The sequence below is a fragment of the Leisingera sp. S232 genome (assembly GCF_049800895.1).
Taxonomy (GTDB): Bacteria; Pseudomonadota; Alphaproteobacteria; order Rhodobacterales; family Rhodobacteraceae; genus Leisingera.
This window is the reverse complement of sequence record NZ_JBNAFX010000003.1, coordinates 1-22,968: the sequence shown is the minus strand read 5'-3', so window position 1 is coordinate 22,968 and position 22,968 is coordinate 1. Positions and strand designations below refer to the sequence as shown.

Annotated in this window: 18 protein-coding genes; 13 read left to right on the top strand and 5 right to left on the bottom strand. The window is 60.9% G+C overall.

The window, feature by feature from the left end; genetic code table 11:
- The first annotated feature begins 7 nt into the window (after nucleotides 1-7).
- On the top strand, nucleotides 8-2,098 hold the full coding sequence (locus tag ACP151_RS02990) for a dipeptide ABC transporter ATP-binding protein (RefSeq protein ID WP_424977369.1): 2,091 nt from the start codon (nucleotides 8-10) through the stop codon (nucleotides 2,096-2,098).
- 416 nt (nucleotides 2,099-2,514) lie between these two features.
- On the opposite strand, the gene ACP151_RS02985 is transcribed toward ACP151_RS02990, so the two are convergent.
- Both ACP151_RS02985 and ACP151_RS02980 read right to left on the bottom strand, forming a co-directional pair.
- A complete protein-coding gene (locus tag ACP151_RS02985; protein WP_424977368.1) occupies nucleotides 2,515-2,889 on the bottom strand; it encodes a hypothetical protein in 375 nt (124 codons plus the stop codon).
- Nucleotides 2,890-3,007: 118 nt separating this feature from the next.
- Nucleotides 3,008-3,592 carry a lytic transglycosylase domain-containing protein gene (locus ACP151_RS02980; protein ID WP_424977367.1) on the bottom strand — a complete coding sequence of 195 codons (585 nt, stop codon included), beginning with the start codon at nucleotides 3,590-3,592 and terminating at the stop codon, nucleotides 3,008-3,010.
- A 232-nt stretch (nucleotides 3,593-3,824) separates the two neighbouring features.
- Between ACP151_RS02980 and ssb the strand changes: the two genes are divergently transcribed.
- Together ssb and ACP151_RS02970 are read left to right on the top strand one after the other, a co-directional pair.
- Complete coding sequence (gene ssb, locus ACP151_RS02975) at nucleotides 3,825-4,355, top strand: single-stranded DNA-binding protein (RefSeq protein WP_424977366.1); 531 nt, start codon at nucleotides 3,825-3,827, stop codon at nucleotides 4,353-4,355.
- Between the two features lie 391 nt (nucleotides 4,356-4,746).
- Complete coding sequence (locus ACP151_RS02970) at nucleotides 4,747-6,945, top strand: methyl-accepting chemotaxis protein (RefSeq protein ID WP_424977365.1); 2,199 nt, start codon at nucleotides 4,747-4,749, stop codon at nucleotides 6,943-6,945.
- A gap of 78 nt (nucleotides 6,946-7,023) precedes the next feature.
- On the opposite strand, the gene aroB is transcribed toward ACP151_RS02970, so the two are convergent.
- Nucleotides 7,024-8,130: a 3-dehydroquinate synthase gene (gene aroB, locus ACP151_RS02965; RefSeq protein ID WP_424977364.1), complete on the bottom strand. Its 1,107-nt coding sequence runs from the start codon at nucleotides 8,128-8,130 to the stop codon at nucleotides 7,024-7,026.
- Nucleotides 8,130-8,720, bottom strand: coding sequence for a shikimate kinase (locus ACP151_RS02960; protein WP_424977363.1), 591 nt, complete (start codon nucleotides 8,718-8,720; stop codon nucleotides 8,130-8,132). The genes aroB and ACP151_RS02960 overlap by 1 nt, the downstream gene beginning before the upstream one ends.
- Before the next feature lie 81 nt (nucleotides 8,721-8,801).
- On the opposite strand from ACP151_RS02960, the gene ACP151_RS02955 reads away from it, so the two are divergent.
- The 7 genes from ACP151_RS02955 to ACP151_RS02925 all read left to right on the top strand — a co-directional run bounded on the left by ACP151_RS02955 (nucleotide 8,802) and on the right by ACP151_RS02925 (nucleotide 17,800).
- Nucleotides 8,802-8,951: a hypothetical protein gene (locus ACP151_RS02955; protein WP_424977362.1), complete on the top strand. Its 150-nt coding sequence runs from the start codon at nucleotides 8,802-8,804 to the stop codon at nucleotides 8,949-8,951.
- A complete protein-coding gene (locus ACP151_RS02950; RefSeq protein WP_424977361.1) occupies nucleotides 8,941-10,458 on the top strand; it encodes a hypothetical protein in 1,518 nt (505 codons plus the stop codon). Before ACP151_RS02955 ends, ACP151_RS02950 begins: the two co-directional genes overlap by 11 nt.
- 1 nt (nucleotide 10,459) lies before the next feature.
- Nucleotides 10,460-11,404 (top strand): site-specific tyrosine recombinase XerD, encoded by a 945-nt coding sequence (locus tag ACP151_RS02945; protein WP_424977360.1) that lies wholly within the window; start codon nucleotides 10,460-10,462, stop codon nucleotides 11,402-11,404.
- A gap of 63 nt (nucleotides 11,405-11,467) precedes the next feature.
- On the top strand, nucleotides 11,468-12,778 hold the full coding sequence (locus ACP151_RS02940; RefSeq protein ID WP_424977359.1) for an HlyC/CorC family transporter: 1,311 nt from the start codon (nucleotides 11,468-11,470) through the stop codon (nucleotides 12,776-12,778).
- A gap of 28 nt (nucleotides 12,779-12,806) precedes the next feature.
- A complete protein-coding gene (locus ACP151_RS02935) occupies nucleotides 12,807-14,441 on the top strand; it encodes a hypothetical protein (protein ID WP_424977358.1) in 1,635 nt (544 codons plus the stop codon).
- A 109-nt stretch (nucleotides 14,442-14,550) separates the two neighbouring features.
- The gene (locus ACP151_RS02930) at nucleotides 14,551-16,968 is read left to right on the top strand and encodes a GcvT family protein (RefSeq protein ID WP_424977357.1); all 2,418 of its coding nucleotides are present in this window, start codon (nucleotides 14,551-14,553) and stop codon (nucleotides 16,966-16,968) included.
- Between the two features lie 250 nt (nucleotides 16,969-17,218).
- The gene (locus tag ACP151_RS02925) at nucleotides 17,219-17,800 is read left to right on the top strand and encodes a nucleotidyltransferase family protein (protein WP_424977356.1); all 582 of its coding nucleotides are present in this window, start codon (nucleotides 17,219-17,221) and stop codon (nucleotides 17,798-17,800) included.
- Between the two features lie 95 nt (nucleotides 17,801-17,895).
- On the opposite strand, the gene ACP151_RS02920 is transcribed toward ACP151_RS02925, so the two are convergent.
- Complete coding sequence (locus tag ACP151_RS02920; RefSeq protein WP_424977355.1) at nucleotides 17,896-20,124, bottom strand: Hint domain-containing protein; 2,229 nt, start codon at nucleotides 20,122-20,124, stop codon at nucleotides 17,896-17,898.
- Nucleotides 20,125-21,060: 936 nt separating this feature from the next.
- Here ACP151_RS02920 and mobC point away from each other — a divergent pair.
- The 3 genes from mobC to ACP151_RS02905 form a co-directional block, all read left to right on the top strand.
- Nucleotides 21,061-21,441: a plasmid mobilization relaxosome protein MobC gene (mobC, locus tag ACP151_RS02915; protein ID WP_424977354.1), complete on the top strand. Its 381-nt coding sequence runs from the start codon at nucleotides 21,061-21,063 to the stop codon at nucleotides 21,439-21,441.
- Complete coding sequence (locus ACP151_RS02910) at nucleotides 21,438-22,703, top strand: relaxase/mobilization nuclease domain-containing protein (protein WP_424977353.1); 1,266 nt, start codon at nucleotides 21,438-21,440, stop codon at nucleotides 22,701-22,703. The genes mobC and ACP151_RS02910 overlap by 4 nt, the downstream gene beginning before the upstream one ends.
- Nucleotides 22,704-22,785: 82 nt before the next feature.
- On the top strand, nucleotides 22,786-22,968 hold a 183-nt coding region (locus ACP151_RS02905; RefSeq protein ID WP_424976771.1), incomplete at its 3' end, for a transposase.

Below are 22,968 nucleotides of genomic sequence, written 5' to 3'. Positions count from 1 at the left end.
CAAAACTATGAACAAACTGGCAGAATATGACGGCCCGATCCTTGAGATTAACAAGCTGTCGATCTCCTTCTTCACCCGCCTGCGCGAAATTCCCGCGGTGATGGACTTCTCGGTCACCGTGCAGCCCGGCGAAGCCGTCGGCCTGGTCGGAGAAAGCGGCTGCGGCAAATCCACCGTGGCGCTTGGCGTCATGCAGGACCTTGGCAAAAACGGCCGCATCGTCGGCGGCACCATCAAGTTCAAGGGCCGCGATCTGGCCGAGATGAGCGCCGAGGAGCTGCGCGACATCCGCGGCAATGAAATCGCGATGATCTATCAGGAGCCGATGGCTTCGCTGAATCCGGCGATGAAGATCGGCAAACAGCTGATGGAAGTGCCGATGATCCACGAAGGCGTCAGCGAAAAGGAAGCCTATCAGCGGGCGCTGGAAGTGGTGACCGACGTGCGCCTGCCCGACCCGGAGCGGATGCTGAATTCCTTTCCGCACCAGCTGTCGGGCGGCCAGCAGCAGCGGATCGTGATTGCGATGGCGCTGATGTCCAAACCGTCGCTGCTGATCCTGGATGAGCCCACCACCGCGCTGGACGTGACGGTTGAAGCTGCCGTCGTCGAGCTGGTCAAGGATCTGGGCAAGAAATACGGCACCTCCATGCTGTTTATCAGCCACAACCTGGGTCTGGTTCTGGAAACCTGTGACCGGCTCTGCGTGATGTATTCCGGCGAAGCGGTGGAGCGCGGATCGATCCACGACGTGTTCGACGAGATGCAGCATCCCTATACCCAGGCGCTGTTCCGCTCGATCCCGCTGCCCGGTGCCGACAAGAACTCGCGCCCGCTGGTAGCGATCCCCGGCAACTTCCCGCTGCCCCACGAACGGCCAAACGGCTGCAACTTCGGCCCACGCTGCGACTATTTCGAGGAAGGCCGCTGCGATCAGGACATGGTGATCCCGATGTCGCCGGTGCATGGCAACGACCGTCATGAAACCCGCTGCCTGAAGTTCCAGGAGATCGACTGGAACGCACCGATCACATTGGCCGAACAGAAGGAAAAGACCGCGCCCGGGAAGGTTGTCCTCAAGATGGACAACCTCAAGAAATACTACGAAGTCGCGGCCAATGCGCTGTTCGGCGGTGGCGAGAAGAAAGTGGTCAAGGCCAATGAAACCCTGAGTTTCGAGGCCCGCGAATCCGAAACTCTTGCCATTGTGGGCGAATCCGGTTGCGGCAAATCCACCTTTGCCAAGGTGCTGATGGGGCTGGAGACCGCCACCGAAGGCCAGATCCTGCTCGACAATCAGAACATCGAGCAAACGCCAATTGAGGAGCGTGACACCCGCACCGTCTCGGACGTGCAGATGGTGTTCCAGAACCCGTTCGACACGCTGAACCCGTCGATGAGCGTCGGGCGCCAGATCATCCGCGCGCTGGAAATCTTTGGCATCGGCAATTCCGAGGCCGAACGGCGCAAGCGCATGCTGGAGCTTCTGGACCTGGTCAAGCTGCCCCGCGCCTTTGCCGACCGGATGCCGCGGCAGCTCTCGGGCGGCCAGAAGCAGCGTGTGGGCATCGCCCGCGCCTTTGCCGGCGGCGCCCGTATCGTGGTTGCCGACGAACCGGTCTCGGCACTGGACGTGTCGGTGCAGGCGGCCGTGACGGACCTGCTGATGGAAATCCAGCGCGAGGAAAAAACCACACTGCTGTTCATCTCTCATGACCTCAGTATCGTGCGCTACCTCAGCGACCGGGTGATGGTGATGTATCTGGGCCATGTGGTGGAGCTGGGCGACACCGACCAGGTGTTCTCACCGCCCTACCACCCCTACACCGAAGCGCTTTTGTCGGCGGTGCCGATTGCCGACACCTCCATCGAGAAGGAGCATATTGTTCTGGAGGGCGACATTCCCTCTGCCATGAACCCGCCCCCGGGCTGCCCCTTCCAGACCCGCTGCCGCTGGAAATCCGAAGTGCCGGGCGGACTGTGCGAGAAGGAGATCCCGCCGGTGCGCACATTGGATGGCGACCACCAGATCAAATGCCATCTCAGCGACGAAGTACTGGAGCGCATGAAACCGGTGATCAAGATCGCTGCGGAGTAAGACACCGCTGCCAAAGAAAAAGGGCGCCCTCTTCTGGAGTGGCGCCCTTTTGCGTTCCTGCCCGGTCTGCTGGCGCCCAGACGGATACAGCATGTCGCAGTCATGTCTGACATGCACAGATTGCCGGGCGCCCGTCGCAGTGCAGGCAGCAGGATATGCAGCGCATCGGCCAACTGCCCTGCCCGCCGTCAGTGTTCTGCCGTTTCAACAGACATCCCGGCGGCCGGCGAATATCCGGCGTCACGCAGGGTCAATATCGCGCCACTCACCAGATAGCCGCACCCGGTCAGGTCAGATCCGGTTTCGCCCATAAGTTGGAAATCTTTAGCGTTGCAAAAGGAATAGCCCCACATGCAGCCACTGGGCAGCACATGGGGCCTCTCCACTTTCCCCACTCCCATGGGGTCCGAAAACTCTCAGCTCAGCAGCAGAACTGCGATCATCAGCAAGTTGATTGAGGCAAACTGCATCAGCCGGGGCGCCTTGCAGCCCTTGACCGTTGCCATCAGGGCCGAAACAACAGAAACCGCAAATCCGGCCTGCGCCAAAACGCTGCCCGCAACGCCGACCAGCCCCGTGCCCGGCCCCCAGGGAGAGCCCGGCACCATCATGCCCTTGAGCCCAACACCAATCAAGATGCCTGTCACGGCCCCGGCCAGGCTCAGCATTGCGCCACGCGGTTGCAGCTGCAGCCGGCTTGCCAGTACGCTGTCGATCATCTGGCGGGTGGGCACCGCGCTCGGCTCCCAGTCAATCCGTTCAAGCCGTTCATCAAAGCTGTTGATATACACTGCATTCCCTCCAGAACCTGGCGCCAAATTCATGAAAAATTAAGGCAAATGCTTGACACTCCGGCGGAGTTAACGGGGCATTAAGGAAAGTTATCCACAAGTTAACAGCCGCGCAGCCTCAGCTGCCCCAGATTTTCCTGACGTAGTTCTGGGTTTCCTTGTAGGGCGGCACACCGCCGTATTTCTGCACCGCGTCCGGTCCGGCGTTATAGGCCGCCAGCGCCAGCCGCCAGGATCCGAACTTGCGGAACTGCTGCGCCAGATAGCGGGCGCCGCCTTCAAGATTCTGCTTCGGCACCGCCGGGTTCACGCCCAAGCCCCGCGCCGTGGCAGGCATCAGCTGGGCCAGCCCCAGCGCCCCCTTGTGCGATTTCGCATTTGGATTCCAGTTGCTCTCCTGCTGCACCAGTCGCAGGAACAAATCCTCGGGCACCCCATGCTGGCGCGCTGCCGCGCGGGCCATCTCCAGGTATTGCCCCCGGTACTTGCCGCTGTAAGGCAGCGTGCCGCTTGCAGAAGGGATGCTGTAGGTCTGCGGCTGCAGCCGGGCAGAGTTCTTGTACTGTGTCGCCGCGCGGCCATCCAGAACCCGTGTATGGGCGGCAAACAGATCCCTGCGGTTCTTCGTGCTCAGAACATCCGCAGCCGCAGGCTGCCCTGCTCCCACCATGGCAATAACCAACCCTGCTACGGCCTTGCGCATTCCCGCTGTCCCGATCCTGTCCCAGTTTGCGTAAATATAGCTAATGCGGAGCAAATTTAAAGCAACACAGGCGCAAGAAGCCCCCGCCGGTGCGCAAACAACGATAAAACCATCCCCAGAGAGCTGCTTTCCTCACCCTGCCCGGGTCTATAGTGTGCTGGCAAAACAGCCCGGACGGATTCGCACCGGACGGCGAATGACAGGACATTCAGGAAATAAAGGACGGAACTTCATGGCCGGCTCTCTCAACAAAGTCATGCTCATCGGCAATCTGGGCCGCGACCCGGAGGTGCGCAGCTTCCAGAACGGCGGCAAGGTCTGCAACCTGCGTATTGCCACATCGGAAACCTGGAAGGACCGCAACACCGGCGAGCGCCGTGAAAAGACTGAATGGCATTCTGTTGCGGTGTTCAGCGAGGGGCTGGTGCGCGTCTGCGAGCAATATCTGCGCAAAGGCTCCAAGGTTTACATCGAAGGCCAGCTGCAGACCCGCAAATGGCAGGACCAAAGCGGCCAGGACCGCTATTCCACCGAGGTCGTGCTACAAGGCTTCGGCTCCACCCTGACCATGCTGGACGGCCGCGGTGAAGGCGGCGGCGGCCAGGGCGGTGGCGGTGGCAGCTATGGCGGCGGCAATCAGGGCGGCGGCTACGGCGGCGGTTACGACAGCGGATCCCAGGGCGGTTCTCAAGGCGGTGCACAGGGCGGCGGCTTTGGCGGCGGCGCCTCTCACAACATCGACGACGACGAAATCCCGTTCTAAAGCCTGCGCGCGAATCACAGGAAACAGACGGTTTTCAGACACAGCCCTCCGGCCCCTTGGCCGGAGGGTATTTTTCTTCCGGCACGGTTTTTTCATGGACTGTTCGGCTCTTCTGCAGTCCGGCGCCAGTCCCCATCAGCAGCTGCCTGCATCCGCGTAGACCAGCGGGCGCTCTGCCGTCAGTCGGTCAATGATGCATTTCGAATTCATATTATATTTCAATACCCTATCAGCCCATCGCCACTGCTGGACAGGCTGCGCGTGCTGAACTCGGCCCCGGCATTCCCACTGCCGGGCGCCAGCAGCACCGCCAAGACGGATAGCCATATATTAAGACATATACAGGATCATGAATGAAACTATCGCAAAAGGTTCAACAAGGATTCGGAATATGAGTTTGCGTTTTCTGCAGCATCTCTCGATTAGAACCAAGATCGGGATTCTCCTGGCAGCACCGATGCTGCTTAGCCTCTGGTTCATTGGGCAGACACTGCTTGATCTGCAGCGCAAGGCACAAGTAGACACCGCCCAGGCCGGCAATGTGCTGGAGCATATGAGCAGTCTTGTCCACAATCTGCAATTGGAGCGCGGGCTCAGTGCGGTCTATCTTGAAAGCGCCGCCAGCTCTCCCCCGGACCGGTTGGTCAAGGTCCGTCAGGAAAACGATGCCAAAATGGCGGCCTATCTCGAAGAGATCAGCCATATTGTTCCGGCCTACCTCACCCCAGAAGGTCGCGAGGCCATCACCATTGCCAAATCAGAGCTGACACGCAAGAAAGACATCCGCCAGAAAATAGACACCCACTCCCTGAAGCTGAAAAAGCTGGTCGCCTATTACACAGAGCTGAACGCGGCGCTCATCCAGACTGGTCTGGCGATGGCCGGGAAAATTGACGACCCCCGCATTGCGCAGGAAGCCATGGCTCTCTCGTTCTTCATGCTTGCGATCGACGCCGCAGGGCTGGAACGCGCCGCCGGCGTTGTGGGTTTCGCACATGGCTGGAAACCACAGGACCGTGAATCCTTCTTTGCCGATCATGAGCTGTTCAAGGAGCGCCTGCGCACCTTTAACAACTTAGCCGTCGAAGAAGACCGCAAGGCCGTCCAGGCCCTGTTTACCGATCCTGCAATGAAAAGATTCGACAGCCTGCGCAACGGGATTCTGTATGGCGGCGGCGAGGAAAGCGTCACAGCCGAAGAATGGTTTGCGGCGGCCTCCAAGGCAATCGACGTTCTGCAGAAGAAGGAAATGCTTCTGATCAAACACATTGAACATGACATCGCCGACTTTGACGCCCAAAATAAACTGCTTCTGACAGAGGTTGCGATCTTTGCCGCTGTCATGCTGGCCGGCGTCCTGCTGCTTGGTGTAGCGATTGCCCGCAACATCACCCAAGGCCTGTCTATTCTGAACACGGCATTGCACAAGCTTGGTTCTGGCGAAACCGAGGTTGAGGTCCCCGGCGCAAACCGACGCGACGAGATCGGCGAAGTTGCGCGCAATGTCGTGGATCTGCGCACTGTCACCCAGCGCAAGCAGGAAGAACGCGTGCAAGAGGAAAAAGAGCGCCGCGCGGAAATCATGACCGTGACTCGCAGCATCGGTGCCGCCCTTTCCGATCTGCAGAACAAACGTCTGGATAACCCGATCGAGGAATACTTCCCCGATGAGTTCAAATCGATCCGGATGGACTTCAACGATTCTCTTACGGCGCTCAGCGCAGCGGTCTCAGTGATTGCAGAGCTCACCAGCAGCGTCGACGAAAGCACCAAGTCCATCGCAGAGGCCTCCATGGACCTGGCCCACCGCACCGAGGCGGAATCGGCCACGCTGGAGAAGACCACCCAAGCGATGGGCGAGCTGACCGGCAATGTGCAGCGCTCCGCTGAAAACGCAGGCCGCGCCGAACAACTGGCAGACAGCGCCCAGCACGGCGTCGAGTCCTGCGACGCGGTGGTCAAGGACACCATCACCGCCATGGACAAGCTGCAGGAATCCTCGCAGGAGATTTCCCAAATCACCAAGGTGATTCAGGACATCGCTTTCCAGACCAATCTGCTGGCGCTGAACGCCGGGGTTGAAGCCGCCCGCGCAGGCGAAGCAGGCCGCGGTTTCGCTGTTGTTGCCTCTGAAGTCCGGATGCTGGCGCAGCGCTGTGCCGATGCGGTGCAGCAGATCGACGAACTGACCGCCCGCAGCTCTGAACAGGTCAAAAACGGCGCCGCGCTGGTGGATCAGGCCGGCCAGGCCATGGCCTCTGTGAACGAGCAGGTGGTCGAGATTTCCGCGCTGGTGGTCGAAATTGCCGGCAATATGAAAGAGCAGTCGGCACAGATGAGCGGCGTCAATTCAGCTGTCGGCGAGCTGGAAATGATGGCACAGCAGAACGCAGCCATGGCTGAAGAGACCACCGCGGCGACAACCTCTTTGTCAGAACAGGCCCAGGAGCTGAGGGAGCAGGTGACCCAGTTCACCATCGGATCAACAGGCAGTGCCCTGCCTGCCCCCGCTGCGCATCCACCGATGGAAATCAATTTTGATGCGGAAGATGACAGCTGGGATCAGGACCTGAGCAGCTCCGCCGCTTGAACCGGTCTCCGCACGACAATGCAAAAAGGGCAGCCGCTGCGGCTGCCCTTTGACTTTGTCGTCAACATGATGCCCGGTTCAGGCGCCTGCGCCGCGCAACACGTCCAGCACCGTCTCCGGCGGCACGTCGCCGGTCACAAAGGCCTCACCGATGCCGCGCGCCAGGATGAACCGTAGCTGGCCTGCCACCACCTTCTTGTCCTGCCCCATCAGTTCCAGCAACGCCTCTGCACCCGGCAGATCGCCCGGAATGTCGGCCAGATCGGTCTTCATGCCCATCGCCTTCAGATGCGCCCGCACCCGGCTCGGATCCTCCTGCGAACACAGCCCCAGCTTGGAGGAAAGCTCAAACGCCAGCGCGCAGCCGATCGCCACGCCCTCGCCATGCAGCAGCCGGTCCGAATACCCCGTGGCGGCCTCCAGCGCATGGCAGAACGTATGGCCCAGGTTGAGCAGCGCCCGGTCGCCCTGCTCTGTCTCATCGCGCACCACGATGTCCGCCTTCATCTGCACTGAACGCGCCACGGCTTCAACCCGCGCCGTCACATCGCCTTTGGCCAGCGCAGGTCCGTGATTTTCCAGCCAGGCAAAGAAGTCTGCGTCGCCCAGCAGGCCGTATTTCACCACTTCACCGTAGCCGGACAGGAAATCCCGCGCGGTGAGGGTTTCCAGAACTGAGGTATCCGCCAGCACCAGCGAGGGCTGATGAAACGCACCGATCAGGTTCTTACCCTGCGGCGCATTGATGCCGGTCTTGCCGCCGACCGAACTGTCGACCTGCGCCAGCAGCGAGGTCGGAATCTGCACAAACCGCACGCCCCGGCGCAGCACAGCGGCGGCAAAACCGGCCAGATCGCCGATCACCCCGCCACCAAAGGCAACAACCACGTCGCCGCGCTCCACCTTCTGTTCCAGCAACCATTCCACGGACCGGGTGAACTGCGGCCAGCCCTTGGTCGCCTCACCCGGAGGCAGCGCCAGCGCGGTCATTGCAATCCCTGCAGCGGCCAGCCCGGCGCGCAGGGCCTCCAGGTGTTTCTCCGCCACTGTCTCATCCGTCAGCACCGCCACCTGCGGACGGTTCAGCAAGGGTTTGATCCGCTCTCCCGCCTGGGCCAGCAGGCCAGGACCGATCACCACATCATAGGCGCGTTCGCCCAGCGGCACATGAACCCTGCGTTCCATCACTTCCACTCCAATACATCGGGACGCGCCTTCAAGGCTTCCAGCACGCGGTCCACCATCGTCTCGATCGAGGCCTTCCCGTCAGAGACCACTGACACATCAGCCTTGGAATACAGCGGCACCCGCTGCTGATACAGGTTGCTGAGTGTCGCACGCGGGTCGGCCGTGCGCAGCAACGGCCGGGTATCCCGGTGGCGCACCCGGTTCCACAGCACCTCAAGGTCGGCATTCAGCCAGACAGAGAGCCCCTTGGCAGTGATCACCTGCCGGTTCTCCTCTGCCAAAAACGCACCGCCGCCGGTGGACAGCACGCCGCGCTCCTCTTCCAGCAGCCGCGCAATCACCTGGCGTTCTTTCTGGCGGAAAAACGGCTCGCCGTCGCGGGCGAATATTTCCGGGATTGTCATATTGGCCGCGGCCTCGATCTCATGGTCGCTGTCCAGAAACGGCGCCCCCAGCCGCGCCGCCAGGGCCCGTCCCACGGCTGTCTTGCCAGCCCCCATCATGCCCACCATCACGATGGTCTTCTTCAGGTTGCCCGGCACCGCCGCTGCTGCCTTCTGGCCGCTGATTTGCTCTTTTTCGCTCATTCTTCAGTGAATGACGTGATCTTGCGGAAAAGGGAATATATAACTTGGGCAAAAGAGCAGGAAACAGGCATTGGATGCACCATGGGGCGATTGATTAAGTACTTGGTCTACTTGGCGGTTCTGGCTGCAATCGCTCTGGTGGGCTATGCCTATGTGGGACCTTGGTTCGGGGCGGACTTCAGCGCGCCCAGCACCGAAGTGCGAAAGCCGGTGGTGCTGAATGCGGATTAAGGCGGCTGCCGCCGGGGTGATGCTGGCAGGCAGCGCCTTTGCCAATGAGCCGCTGGCGGCAATCGATTGGCTGAACCAGCCGCCGCCCAGAGCCGGGCTCCCAGGCACCGTACTGCTGGAGCCGCCTGTTGCGGGCACTGCCGCCTTGCCGCCGGTATCAGTAACCCCGCTGGAGACACTTTTGCCGCCCATCGGCCTGGTTCCGACTGCGGCAACCGGCCTGCCGACCGACCTGTGGCGCGGCAGCACAGCCGAGAACATCACCGATCTGATTGAAACCGTGCCGGTGCGCGGCAGCCCGGCGATGCAGGCGCTGCTGTTTACCCTGCTGTTGTCGGAAACCCGCCCGCCTGCAGCCACTGGCGACCGGATTCTTCTGGCCCGCCTCGACCGGCTTCTGGCGTTGGGCGCAACCGACCCGGCCCAGGCCCTGGCAGAACACGCAGGCCCCACCGACAGCCAAGACCGCTTTGCCCGCTGGTTCGATGCCACCTTGCTCACCGGCAATGAGGACGCCTCCTGTGCGGCGCTCACCGCGGCGCCGCATCTGTCTGACAGCTACGCCGCCAGAATTTTCTGCGCGGCGCGGCGCAGTGATTGGCCCACGGCGGCCCTGATGCTGGACACCGCCGATGCGCTGGAGCTGCTGCCACAGGGCCAGATGGATCTGCTTGACCGGTTCCTGAACTCCGATCTGTTTGAAGCCGCAGCACCGCTGCGCCGCCCGACACACCCGGACCCGCTGACGTTCCGCCTGTTTGAGACCATTGGCGAAACCATGCCCACTGCACCGCTGCCGCCTGCCTTCGCTGCGGCTGACCTGCGTGACCTTGCAGGCTGGAAAGCCCAGCTGGAAGCCGCTGAACGGCTGGCCCGCGGCGGGGCGCTCAATGCGAACCAGTATCTTGGCCTGTTCAGCGCCCGCAAACCCGCCGCATCTGGCGGCATCTGGGACCGGGTTGCAGCCGTGCAGAGGCTGGAAAGCGACCTGAACGCCGGCAGCGCCGAAGCTGTCGCCACATCCCTGCCCCGCGCCTGGGAGGCCATGCGGACCGCCGGCACGGAAACCGTCTTCGCCGATATTTTCGCCGAACCGCTGGCACAGGCCAAGCTCACCGGACCAGCCGCCAAACTGGCCTGGCGCATCCGGCTTCTGTCGCCAGGCTACGAACCCGCGGCCCATGACGTGCAGGCCTCTGGCGCAGCAGATCATTTTCTGGCCGCCCTTGCACAGGGCCGCCCTGGCGATGCCGCCGCCCCTTCACAGCTGGCGGAAGCCATTGCGCTGGGGTTCAGAACAGACACACCCGTTCAGCCCGCCATCCGGCGGCTGCTGGACAACGGCCAGCTGGGGGAGGCGATCCTGCGCAGCATGGTGTTGTTTGCCCATGGGGCTGACGGCAATCTTGGCGATTTGACCTCTGCGCTGGCGGCCTTCCGCGCCGTTGGCCTCGAAGATACCGCGCGGCGGGCCTCATTGCAGCTGATGCTGCTGGAGCGCGACTGACATGGCTGCACCCCAAGACAATTTCCAGTGGATTTCCACCTTTTTGGATGCCCAGGCAGCAGAGGCCGGCGCCTCTCAGAATACACTCCTAGCCTATGGCCGTGACCTGAAGGACCTGACCGCCTGGCTGGAGCACCGCAATCGCAGTTTTCTCACGGCCACACAGGATGATGTCGAAGCCTATCTGATCGATTGCGACGCCCAGGGTCTGGCCCGCTCCACCCGCGCGCGGCGGCTGTCCGCTGCCAAGCAGATCTACCGTTTTGCATTCGAGGAAGGCTGGCGCGAGGACAACCCTGCGATCCAGATCCGCGGGCCGGGACGGGAAAGGCGCCTGCCCAAGACGCTGGAGGTGATCGAGGTTGACCGGCTGCTGGAGGCCGCCCGCGAAACCGGCCGGACCAAGGCCGACCGGCTGCGCAATACCTGTCTGATGGAGCTGCTCTATGCCACCGGCATGCGGGTGACTGAGCTGGTTTCCCTGCCGGTCTCTGCTGCCCGCGGCGACCCCAGAATGCTGCTGATCCTGGGCAAGGGCGGCAAGGAACGCATGGTGCCGCTGTCGCCGCCCGCCCGCGAAGCGCTGTCGGTGTGGTTGCTGGTGCGCGATGAGGCTGATGCCGCACGCGAAACCAAAGGCCACCCGCCGTCGCGCTTCCTGTTCCCGTCCCGCGGCAAATCTGGCCACCTGACGCGGCACCGGTTCTATTTGCTGATCAAAGAGCTGGCTGTCACCGGCGGCATCTCCCCGGACAAGGTGACGCCGCATACTTTGCGCCATGCCTTTGCCACTCACTTGCTTGCCAATGGTGCCGACCTGCGCGCCATTCAGGCACTGCTCGGTCACGCCGACATTGCCACCACAGAGATCTACACCCATGTTCTGGACGCCCGGCTGCAGGAACTGGTGCTGGAACATCACCCGCTGGCGGACGGCAACGCTTGAAGCGCCGCCGCTAAGACCCCATAAATACAGCGAACAAAAAACAGCCGGATACCTGACCCCCTCATGGACACTGCCTCCACCGTTCTCGACAGCGCCTTCTGGATCACTGCCGGGTCCATTGTGCTGCTCCTCGTCTTTTCCGGTTTCTTTTCCGGCTCTGAAACCGCGCTGACCGCCGCCTCCCGCGGCAAACTGCGAAGCCAGGCCGACAAAGGATCAAACGGCGCGCAAAAAGCGCTAAGCGTGACCGAAGATAGCGAGAAGCTGATCGGCTCTGTCCTCTTGGGCAACAACCTGGTCAATATTCTGGCCACATCACTGGCAACGGCCCTGTTCACCCGCGCCTTCGGCGAAAGCGGCGTGGCTCTGGCCACACTGGTGATGACTCTGCTGGTGCTGATCTTTGCCGAAGTTCTGCCCAAGACATATGCTATCTCCAACGCCGAAAAGGCCGCCTCAGCCGTTGCCCCGGTCATCTCTGTACTGGTCACCGTGCTGGCGCCTGTTGTCGGCACTGTCCGGCTGCTGGTGCGCGGTGTGCTGCGGCTGTTCGGCGTGCGGATCGATCCCGACAGCCAGATCATGGCAGTGCGCGAGGAGATTGCCGGTGCATTGCAGCTTGGCCACTCCGAAGGCGTGGTGGAAAAAGAGGACCGCGACCGCATTCTGGGCGCGTTGGACCTTTCCGACCGCTTTGTCGAGGAAATCATGCTGCATCGCTCCAACATCCAGATGATCGACGCGGATGCAGAAGCAGAGACCATTCTGGAGCAATGTCTGCACAGCCAGCACACCCGCCTGCCTGTGTTCCGCGGTGAGCAGGAAAACATCATCGGCGTGGTTCACGCCAAGGACCTGTTTCGTGCCATGTATGAGCAGGCCGGCGGGGCCGGCGCGGATGCCGGACGGCTGAAATCCTTTGATATCTGCCAGGTGGCCAAAGCCCCCTATTTCGTGCCCGAAACCACCACCCTGGACGAGCAGATGCGCCAGTTCCTACGCATGCGTTCGCATTTTGCTCTTGTGGTGGATGAATATGGCGCCCTGCAGGGCCTGATCACGCTGGAAGACATTCTGGAAGAGATCGTCGGCGAAATCACCGACGAATTCGACCCGGCCGAGGAAAGCGCCGCCAGGAAAACCACCGATGGCTCCTATCTGGTCGAAGGCGCCACCACCATCCGCGACCTGAACCGGGCCACCGACTGGAACCTGCCGGATGAAGAGGCCAACACCGTTGCTGGCCTGGTGATCCACGAGGCGCAGATGATCCCGGTCAAAGGGCAGGTGTTCTCCTTCCACGGCTTTCGGTTCGAAGTCACAGCGCGCGAAGGCAACCGCGTGACCGAACTCAAGATCAGGCCCTTGTCTTGATTGGCAAGCGGATAACCGGAATGCGCTCATGACCCGGGCTGCAACCTTTGTCTGGGGCTGGTTTGACAGCATCGTGCTGGAGCTTCTGCGCCAGCTGCGCTGGTCCTTTGTTCCGCCGCTGCTGATTTACTTTGCCTATGGCGCCCAGGGCATCACCACCGTTGCCGCATCCTTTTACGTCAAGGAATATCTGGACCTGTCGGCCGCATTTCTGGCGGGGCTGGCGTTCTGGGTTGGCCTGCCCTGGGCACTGAAGATGCCGCTCGGCCATCTGGTCGATCTGATCTGGCGCTGGAAATACCTGCTGATCCTTGCCGGTGCCATTCTGATGGCGGCCAGCTTTGGCATCCTGGCAGCCATTGTGATGGAGCCTGCCAGGATGGGCGCCGTGATGCCGCTCAGCGCCTGGTATGTCACCGCCGCCCTGCTGGCGCCTTGCGGATTTGTGCTGCAGGACGTGGTGGCGGATGCCATGTCGGTTGAGGCAGTACCCCATACGGACGCAAATGGCGCCCCGCTGCCCGAAGCCGAGACCAAATCCCTGCACACCACCATGCAGACCTTTGGCCGCATTGCGCTGATCAGCGGCTCCAGCGCCGCCGCTGCCCTGAATGTCGCCCTGTTCGACGGCGCCGATGCCCTGCCCCAGGCAGGCAAAGGCGCGCTCTACGGTTTTGTTTTCACCCTTGCCCTGCTGATCCCATTGATTTCCATGTCAGGCGTTGCTCTGGCGATCATCCAGAAACGGTCCAAGGCCAGCCAGCTGCGCCGCGCAGGCGTCGCCGCTGAAGACATTCGCGCCCGCCTGGAATTGCCGCGTGATCCGGTCACCCCGAACCACTGGTATTTCATCGGCGGCGGCGCCTTTGTCATTCTGTCGCTGGCCGTGGGGCTTGGCGATGTGCCCTATTCGCAGGAAATCGTCTTTGCCGGCTCCATGGCCATCGTTTTGTTCCTGATGCGCCAGCTGGTCTCCGTCCTGCCGGTGGACCACGCCCGCGCCCTGATCGGCACCGCCATCATCATCTTTGTCTACCGCGCCACGCCCCTGCGCGGCCCCGGCGCCACCTGGTTTGAAATCGACATCTTGGGCTTTGACCAGCAGTTTCTGTCGGTTCTCTCCCTCATCACCTCGCTGCTGACACTGGCCGGCATGCTGGTCTTTCGCCCGCTGATGGCCAGCCGCCCGATCGCCTGGATCGTTGCTTTCCTGGCAATCACCGAGGCCGTCCTCAGCCTGCCCAACATCGCGCTTTACTACGGCGCCCACCACTGGACCGCCGCCCTGACCGGCGGCATTGTCGATGCCCGCTTTATTGCCGTCGTTGATACCGCCGTGGAATCGCCGCTGGGCCAGGTCGCCATGATCCCGATGCTCGCCTGGATTGCCCGCAACGCACCTTCAGGTCTCAAGGCCACGTTCTTTGCCGTCATGGCCTCCTTCACCAACCTGGCGCTCTCGGCCTCCAGCCTGGGCACCAAATACCTGAATGAAATCTTCGTCGTCACCCGCGAAGTCACAGATTCGGCAGGCGCCGTCACCACAGCTGCCGACTATTCCCAGCTCGGCATGCTGCTGATCACGGTCGGCGTGATCCTATTGGCTGCCCCCCTGACGGCGATTTTCCTCATCCAGAACAGCCGCTTCCGCACATCTGAGTAACATCCCCCCTTCGACCGCCACGCAGGCGACACGCCATGCCGATTTTCCTCTGGACTACTGTTCACTTCTGTACAGAATGCAGGCAGCACCTAATATCTGGGAGGGACCCATGAAAACCACTACCCGCGTGGCAGTGATCGGCGGCGGCGTCGTCGGCTGCTCTGTCCTCTACCACCTGACCAAGCTCGGCTGGTCGGACGTCATGCTGATCGAACGCTCGGAGCTGACCAGCGGCTCCACCTGGCACGCGGCGGGCGGTTTCCATACCCTCAATGGCGACACCAATATGGCGGCGCTGCAGGGCTACACCATCAAGCTTTATAAAGAGCTGGAAGACATCACCGGCATGTCCTGCGGCTTGCACCATGTGGGCGGCGTCACCCTGGCGGAAACCCAGGAACGCTTCGACATGCTGAAGGCCGAGCGCGCCAAACACCGCTTCATGGGGCTGGAAACCGAAATCGTCTCCCCCGAGGAGATCAAGAAGATCGCCCCTGTCACCAATATCGACGGCATTGTCGGCGGCCTCTATGACCCGCTCGACGGCCACCTGGACCCTTCCGGCACCACCCATGCCTATGCCAAGGCCGCGCGCATGGGCGGCGCCACGATCGAGACCCACTGCAAAGTGGTTGAGACCAATCAGCGCCCCGATGGCACCTGGGATGTGGTCACCAACAAGGGCACAATCCACGCCGAACATGTGGTCAACGCAGGCGGCCTCTGGGCGCGCGAGGTCGGCGCCATGGCTGGTGTCTATTTCCCGCTGCACCCGATGGAGCACCAGTATATCGTCACTGACGAGGTGCCAATGATTGCCCAGATCATCGACGGCGGCGGCGAACACCCGCATGTGATGGACCCGGCCGGCGAAAGCTACCTGCGCCAGGAAGGCCGCGGCCTCTGCATCGGCTTCTATGAACAGCCCTGCAAACCCTGGGCCGTGGACGGCACGCCGTGGGACTTCGGCCATGAACTGCTGCCCGACGACTTCGACAAGATCGAAGATTCCATCGCCTTTGCCTACAAACGCTTCCCGGCGCTGGAAGCCGCAGGCGTCAAATCGGTGATCCACGGCCCCTTCACCTTTGCCCCGGACGGCAACCCGCTGGTCGGCCCGGTGCCGGGCATGCGCAACTACTGGTCCGCCTGCGCCGTCATGGCCGGCTTCTCCCAGGGCGGCGGCGTCGGGTTGATGCTGGCCCAGTGGATGATCGACGGCGAATGCGAACGCGACACCTTTGCAATGGACACCGCTCGTTTCGGCGACTGGATCACCCCGGGCTATACCCGCCCGAAAGTCATTGAAAACTATCAGAAACGTTTCTCCATCGCCTACCCGAACGAGGAACTCCCCGCTGCCCGCCCGTTCCGCACCACCCCGATGTATGACATCTTTGACGGCATGGGCGCAGTCTGGGGCGCGCAATATGGCATGGAAGTTCCAAACTACTTCGCGACAGGGGACGAGCCGCGCTACGAGACCCCGTCCTTCCGCCGTTCCAACGCTTTTGACGCCACCGCGCGCGAGGTCAAAGCGGTGCGCGACAACGTCGGCATCAACGAGGTCCACAACTTCGGCAAATACCTGATCAAAGGCGCCGGTGCCCGCGCCTGGCTCGACCGCATCATGGCCGGCCGCGTACCGCAGGTGGGCCGCCTGTCGCTGACGCCAATGCTGTCACCCAAGGGCCGCCTGATCGGCGATTTCACCATCTCCTGCCTCGCAGAGGACGAATTCCAGCTCACCGCCTCCTATGGCAGCCAAGCCTACCACATGCGCTGGTTCCTGCAGAATATGGACGCGGGCGTTACCCTCGAAAACATCTCCGACACCCGCAACGGTTTCCAGATCGCAGGCCCCAAGGCGCGCGCGGTGCTGCAGGCCTGCACAAGGCAGGATATCTCCGAGATGCGCTTCATGGATGTGCGCCGCCTGACCGTGGGCATGGCCGACTGCATCGTGCAGCGCGTCAGCTACACCGGCGATCTGGGCTATGAGATCTACTGCGACCTGCCCAGCCAGCGCGCCCTGTGGGATGCGCTGTGGGCTGCAGGCCAGCCCCACGGCATGATGCCTTTTGGCATGCGGGCCATGATGTCGCTGCGACTGGACAAATTCTTCGGCTCCTGGCTCAGCGAGTTTTCACCTGACTACACCGCGGCAGAAACCGGCCTCGACCGCTTCATCTCCTTCAAGAAGAACGCGGACTTCATCGGCCGCGCCGCAGCAGAAGCCGAGCGCGCCGCAGGCCCCGCCCGCCAGCTCTGCGCGTTTGAGGTAGATGCCGACGATGCCGATGTGGTTGCTTATGAACCGATCTGGATCGACGGTGCGGTCGTGGGTTTCTGCACCTCCGGCGGCTATTCCCACCACGCGCAGAAATCCATCGCACTGGGATTTGTCCCAACGGAGAAAGCCAGAGAAGGGCTGGAAGTGGACATCGAAATCCTGGGCAAGATGTATAAGGCCCGCCTGATCACCCAGCCACTGTTCGACGCAGACGGCGCCCGGATGCGCGGCTGACCCTAAAACATGTGATACAGGTCAGACAAACTGACCTGTATCTGCCCTGTTGCCAAGGCAGCGCACGCTGACGCCGCGAAACTTGCGCAACACATACGTCAGTGCCTGCACCCGAATGTTTCGCGCGCGAAACATTCGGTCACCCTTTCTGACCTATGCAGCTTTCACTGGCACCGCCTCTTCATCTTTGCAAAAATACTCCCGCCGGAGGCTTCCATCAGCCCGGCCAAACGCCAAGGTTTGAACTGTCATGACCGGTATCGCCATCCTCCTGCTTGCCGCCGGCGCCTCCTCCCGGATGCAGGGCCGCGACAAGCTGATGGAGCAGGTGGACGGCCAGCCGCTGCTCGCCCTTATGTGCCGCCGGGCGGCCCTGACCGGGCTGCCGGTCTATGTGACACTGCCCAGGTCCCCGCACCCCCGCACAGCCGCCGCTGGCGGTGCAATCCAGGTGCCGGTCCCGGATGCCGCAGAGGGCATGGCCGCCTCCATCCGCCGCGGCTGTTCTGCACTGCCATCAGACATCAAGGGCGTCATGATCCTTCCATCTGACATGCCAGAGATCACAACGCAGGACATGCTGCAGCTGGCGTCCCATTTCCAAGGCCCCACCCCCCCGGTCCTGCGCGCAGCGGCAGCAGACGGCACTCCCGGGCACCCGGTCCTGTTTCCAAGCCGCTGCTTTGCGGCGCTGAAGGCGTTGCAAGGCGATCAAGGCGCCCGCAGCGTGCTGAAGGCTGAGACTGTGCAACCGGTCCCCCTGCCCGACCGCCGCGCTGTCACGGATCTGGACACGCCCGAGGCCTGGGCCGACTGGCGCAAACGCCGCTGAACCCCGGTAAAATGCAGAGAAGGCAGGGTACGAGACCCTGCCTTCCTGCGCTTCGCTCTTATCCGCCATTTCCCCCAAAACGGCAGCTGCACCTGTCAGTGCACAAGCAGATGCGCCTCGTGTTTGCGCAGCGACCGGCGCGCTGCGGTATAGCCTTCACGGCCCTTTTGCGACTTCAGGTCCGGGAACAGTTCAAACAGTTCGTTGCGTTGCGCATTGTCCAGCCCGCGCAAGGACTGGTCGCCGGGCTGGAAACTTTCGGTCCAGGCACCATCGGACAGCACAACCTCATGCTGGTCGAACATGAAATGAATGTAGGTGACTTTTGTGGTTTCCACACTGTCGACACCTGCAAGCCCGGTCAGATGCTTTGCCGCCACCAGCACCTCGCGGTCCTCAAAGTAGAGCGCGGTTTTGTCGTTTGCAACCAGCACCCGGTGGTTCGGGCTGACCATCATGTCACGCTCCGGCAGGCCATTGCCCAAGGCGCCCTGACGGATCAGAACCGGCTGAAGATAGGCCGCCCCTTTCAAGTCATGGGCCTCCAATGTGCGGCTGCCGATCCAGCGGATTTCCTGAATGCCGTTGTCGCGGGTGATTACCCGGTCGCCGGCCTGCAAATCCTCGACCCGGCGCTCGCCCTGCGGCGTCGCAATCAACGTGCCAGGCGTAAAGCAGGGAATGATCTGCTCGATCTCGCCGAACGTCATGGAGCCGGTCACACCGCCGTCAACATCCAGGAAATTCACGGTGCCCGAGAGGCTGTTGCCGTCGGCGTCGACGGTGACGCCGGTCAGCTCAAACGGGCCGGTTCCGGTCAGATCCAGCGTATCAAAGTCGTCACCGCCCGAACCGCCGTCAACCTCGTCGCCGTCATTGCCACCAAGGAAAGTATCGCGTCCGGCGCCGCCCGACAGGGTATCGGCGCCCTGGCCGCCGGTGATCAGGTCATCGCCTGCCCCGCCGCGAACGATATCGTCATCAATACCGGCATCAATGGTATCGTTGCCTGAGCCGCCGGCGATGTCGTCGTCATCATCCTGACCAAAGATCAGGTCGTTCCCCGAACCGCCGTCGATCGTGTCCATGCCGTTGGTCGGATCCGGATCTGCGGGACGGCCATCGCTGCCGTCGTCGGTGATGTTCAGCCCATCCGGGAAGGACGGGTTCAGACCGCCATAAATGGTATCGCTGCCGCCGCCGCCGAGCAGGCTGTCAGAGCCTTCGCCGCCGATGATAACATCCGCCTGGGAACCGCCGTCGATGGTGTCATCGTCGATGCCGCCATCGATCACGTCCATGCCGGTGCCGCCATCAATCAGGTCAGCATCATCGCCGGTGGAAATAGTGTCATTACCGGCGCCGCCCAGAACCGTATCGCGGTCATCATAGGGATCGGCATCGGCCGGGATGAACGGAATATCCGGATCGGTGCCGGTGTAGCCCGGGAAACCGCGGTCCGGCAGCGGCACGCCGCTGTCCTTGGAGGTGTCAATTACATCGTCACCGTCGCCGCCTTCGACCGAGTCCGAGCCGTCTCCGCCGTCAATGGTATCATCTCCACCGCCGCCCAGAATGGTATCGTTGCCCGCGCCGCCGGTCAGGCTGTCGTCACCTGGCACAACCGGATCCACAGGGTCCGAAGAATAGTCGAAATGTGCCGTGTCGAGCGACGTGCCAGAGGTGCCCAGATCGATGATCAGCTTGACGTCGTTAAAGTCACGGTCGCCCAGATTGTTCAGGTCTTCAAATCCCAGCTGAACCGAGCCGTCCGGGAATTCGTAAATCCCCTTGGTATGATCCAGACCGTCCGGGTTCAGGTCTGCGTTGCTGCCATAGCCAGAGGAGTAGTAAGTTCCATGCGGGCTGACGATGCCGACGCCGACCACTGCACCGACTGCAGCATCATAGGTATAGGTCTCGCCGACATCCGCAGCGGCATCCTGCGACAGTTCAACGATGTTGCTGATCGCGCCGGTGTCCGGATCTATGGTGTAGGCAAAGACGGTGTTCGTGAAGGCGGAGCTGGTGGAAGAGATTGTAATCTTGACCGGTTCTGTGGTGCCGGACACGCCATCGCCGAGGATCAGATCATCGCCGCTGCCACCCTCCACGGTATCGCTGCCTGCGCCGGCATAGACGCTGTCGTTCCCATCGCCTGCGATGATGACATCATCATCCGGTCCCACCGACGGATCAATTGCATCTGCGTTGTCGACCATGTCCCCTTCGGGATCACCAGTATAGGCTCCGTCAATCAGGTCACTGCCCGCAGTGCCTTCTACAATTCCATCCAGCTCCGGATTCGGATTGTTGTCGCTCATTGTCTTCACCCTCTCCTCGCCTGGCTGGTCCCAAGCCCCATCGTTTGAACCAGCCAGGCAACTGCGCAGCCACGCAGAATGCCATTTCAAAACCCACAAGCCCAAGCAGGCAGAGGGCCAGACCGCGCAAGCGTTCTGGTCTGCGTGCCAATGCAGCACGCAGCCGGGTTGCATAACCTTTTCGGATCAGTGAAGTGCGCGTATCGCGGCACAAAGACTTGAACTAAATTTTAGCAGTCCACCACAGTCCAACAGCTTGCAGAACATACCCCCCAATGGGCTCATTCATGAATACTTTAGCCCTGGCAGCCCACAAAGCCAAAAAATTGCCTAAACTCCTCACGATTCCGCAGGCGGGCCTATTGATAACCGGCTGTGGCTGCCGCGCCTGAGGCTGACTGTTTCCAGATTTCGGTCAAAACCCACCGAAAAAAGTGTCAAACAGATCATTTTTGCCATCTGAGACCGAGTACAGCGCCGGTTTGGTTTCCAAATCCGAAACATGGAATTTTGAAGGCAGGCCGACTGCAGTTTGCCACAAACTTCGGGCCTCTCGTGGAGATTGGCGCCACTTCAGAGGGTAATTGATGTCATTTCGGAATTTTGTTTCCCAAAACCGGTGAAACATCCTCCGGCAAACCACGAATCAAGGCCGCGACCTGCATAAGTCCACTGGTTGCAAAGCAAGAAAAAAATGACTGGAGATTGAGTTAAGCCTGCCATATCGGCCGTGTTCTGCAACACTGCTGAGCGCCACGATGAACCGGGCAATCTGAACGGGTCAAACTGAACAGATCAATCTGAACGAGCCGATCTGAACCAATATGGGATTATGGCGGACAGAGCCGATCTTTGTTCGAACACTTTGTTCAAGGATCTGGAGAACTGGAACGAGGTTCTCAAAGAGCACAAGCATCACTTGCGGGGGCCGCGCCCATGACCCTGCAAGCAGATCAAAAATCGCCGCGACGTGCTCCGTTTTCATTGAGACGAACCCCAGAAGAACGTCAGCAGCTTGAAGCCCAAGCTGGGGCAATGCCGCTGGCGTCCTATATCAAGTCCGTGGTTTTTGCCGACGAAGCTCCCAAATATCGTAGTCGGCGGAAACCACCTGTTGCGGAGCAACAGCTTCTTGCCGAAGTGCTAGCTCGTCTCGCCCAGACACGGCAGGCCAACAATCTCAACCAAATCGCCAAACACCTCAATCAGGGAACGTTGGTTGTCGATCCTGAACTGGAAGAGGATCTCAAACGCGCTGTGGCTGAAGTCACATGGATGCGGGCAACGCTGATGAAAGCCTTGGGGGTGTCGTCATGATCCTCAAAGGCTCACAACGCGCAGGTGCAAAGGCGCTGTCGGATCACCTTATGAATGATCGTGACAATGATCATGTCTCATTGCTAGAGTTGCGTGGATTTATCTCGTACAACTTAAGCGGAGCCCTTTCAGAAGCCCATGCCATTTCCAAGGCGACCCAGTGTGAACGTTTTATGTTCTCGCTGAGCTTGAACCCACCCACAGATCATATTGCCACCGGAAACGAATTTCTTGAGGCCGCAGATCGCGCAGAACAAAAGCTGGGGCTGGATGGCCAGCCCCGTGCCATTGTTGTGCATGAAAAAGAAGGTCGGCGTCATGCACATGTGGTCTGGTCTCGTATAGATGGCGATGAACTGAAAGCCATCCATCTTGGACGGTACAAACTGACCTTGCGGGATTTGTCGCGTGATCTGTATTTGGATCACGGATGGGAACTGCCCGATGGTCTGGCGACCTACGGCAACAAAAGCCCTCTGAACTTCACGCTCGAAGAATGGCAGCAAGCCAAGCGTCAAGGTGTTGATCCGCGCGAAATCAAGCAAGCGTTCCAGCAGGCATGGGAGCGGTGCGACAGCCAAATCGGCTTCAAGAATGCTCTTGAAGATCGCGGGTATTTCCTCGCTCGTGGTGATCGGCGTGGTTTCGTGGCGCTGGATGTCGATGGCAAAGTCTATTCGATCCCGAAATGGACGGGCCTCAGGGCCAAGGATGTAGGGACAAAATTCGGTTCACCCGAGAACCTACCTTCCGTTGATGAGGCCCGTTCAACGATCCGCAGCAAAGTCTCGGATCAAATGCGCGGCTATATCGTCCAGATCAAGGACCGCCAAAACCGTGAGCTTGATCCCCTGCGCGACAAACACCTCAGTATGGTCAAAGCCCACCGCGAAGAGCGGCAGAAGCTACAAGATGGCCAATCCAAACGCTGGGCGGAAGAAACCAAAATACGTTCAGATCGCCTGAATAAAGGCATGCGTGGTTTGTTTGATCGGATCACTGGAAAAGCCAAGACCATCCAGAAACAAAACGAACTGGAGGCCCGCAAAGCAGCAGAACGCGACCAGAAACAGCGCGACTTCATGGTCGTGGAACAGATGAAAGAACGCCGCCAGTTACAGCGTGAGTTTCAGAAACTTCACCGTAACCATGCAAATGAGCGCAGCCTACTGGCTTCGAAAATCAAACACACCATGAAACGTAACAATGGCACTCGATGTCTCAGCCGATCACGTGACCGAGGCTTCGACCTTTCAATTTAGGAACAAAGGAGTTGCAAAGGGCGTTGTTGCACAAAGGCCGTAGAGGATTCACTTTGCGAATCCCGTAGGTTAGATCGGCGGCATGCCGAAGCCTGCCTCTTCCCGCTATCGAACAACGAACTGGTCCAACTATAACGCATCACTTCGAAAGCGCGGCTCTCTGCTGGTCTGGTTTGACCGCGACATGACCTGGTTCGCCGAGCGATGCGGCAAACGCGGACGACCGGAGACCTTCTCCGATGCGGCCATCCAGTTCTGCCTTAGT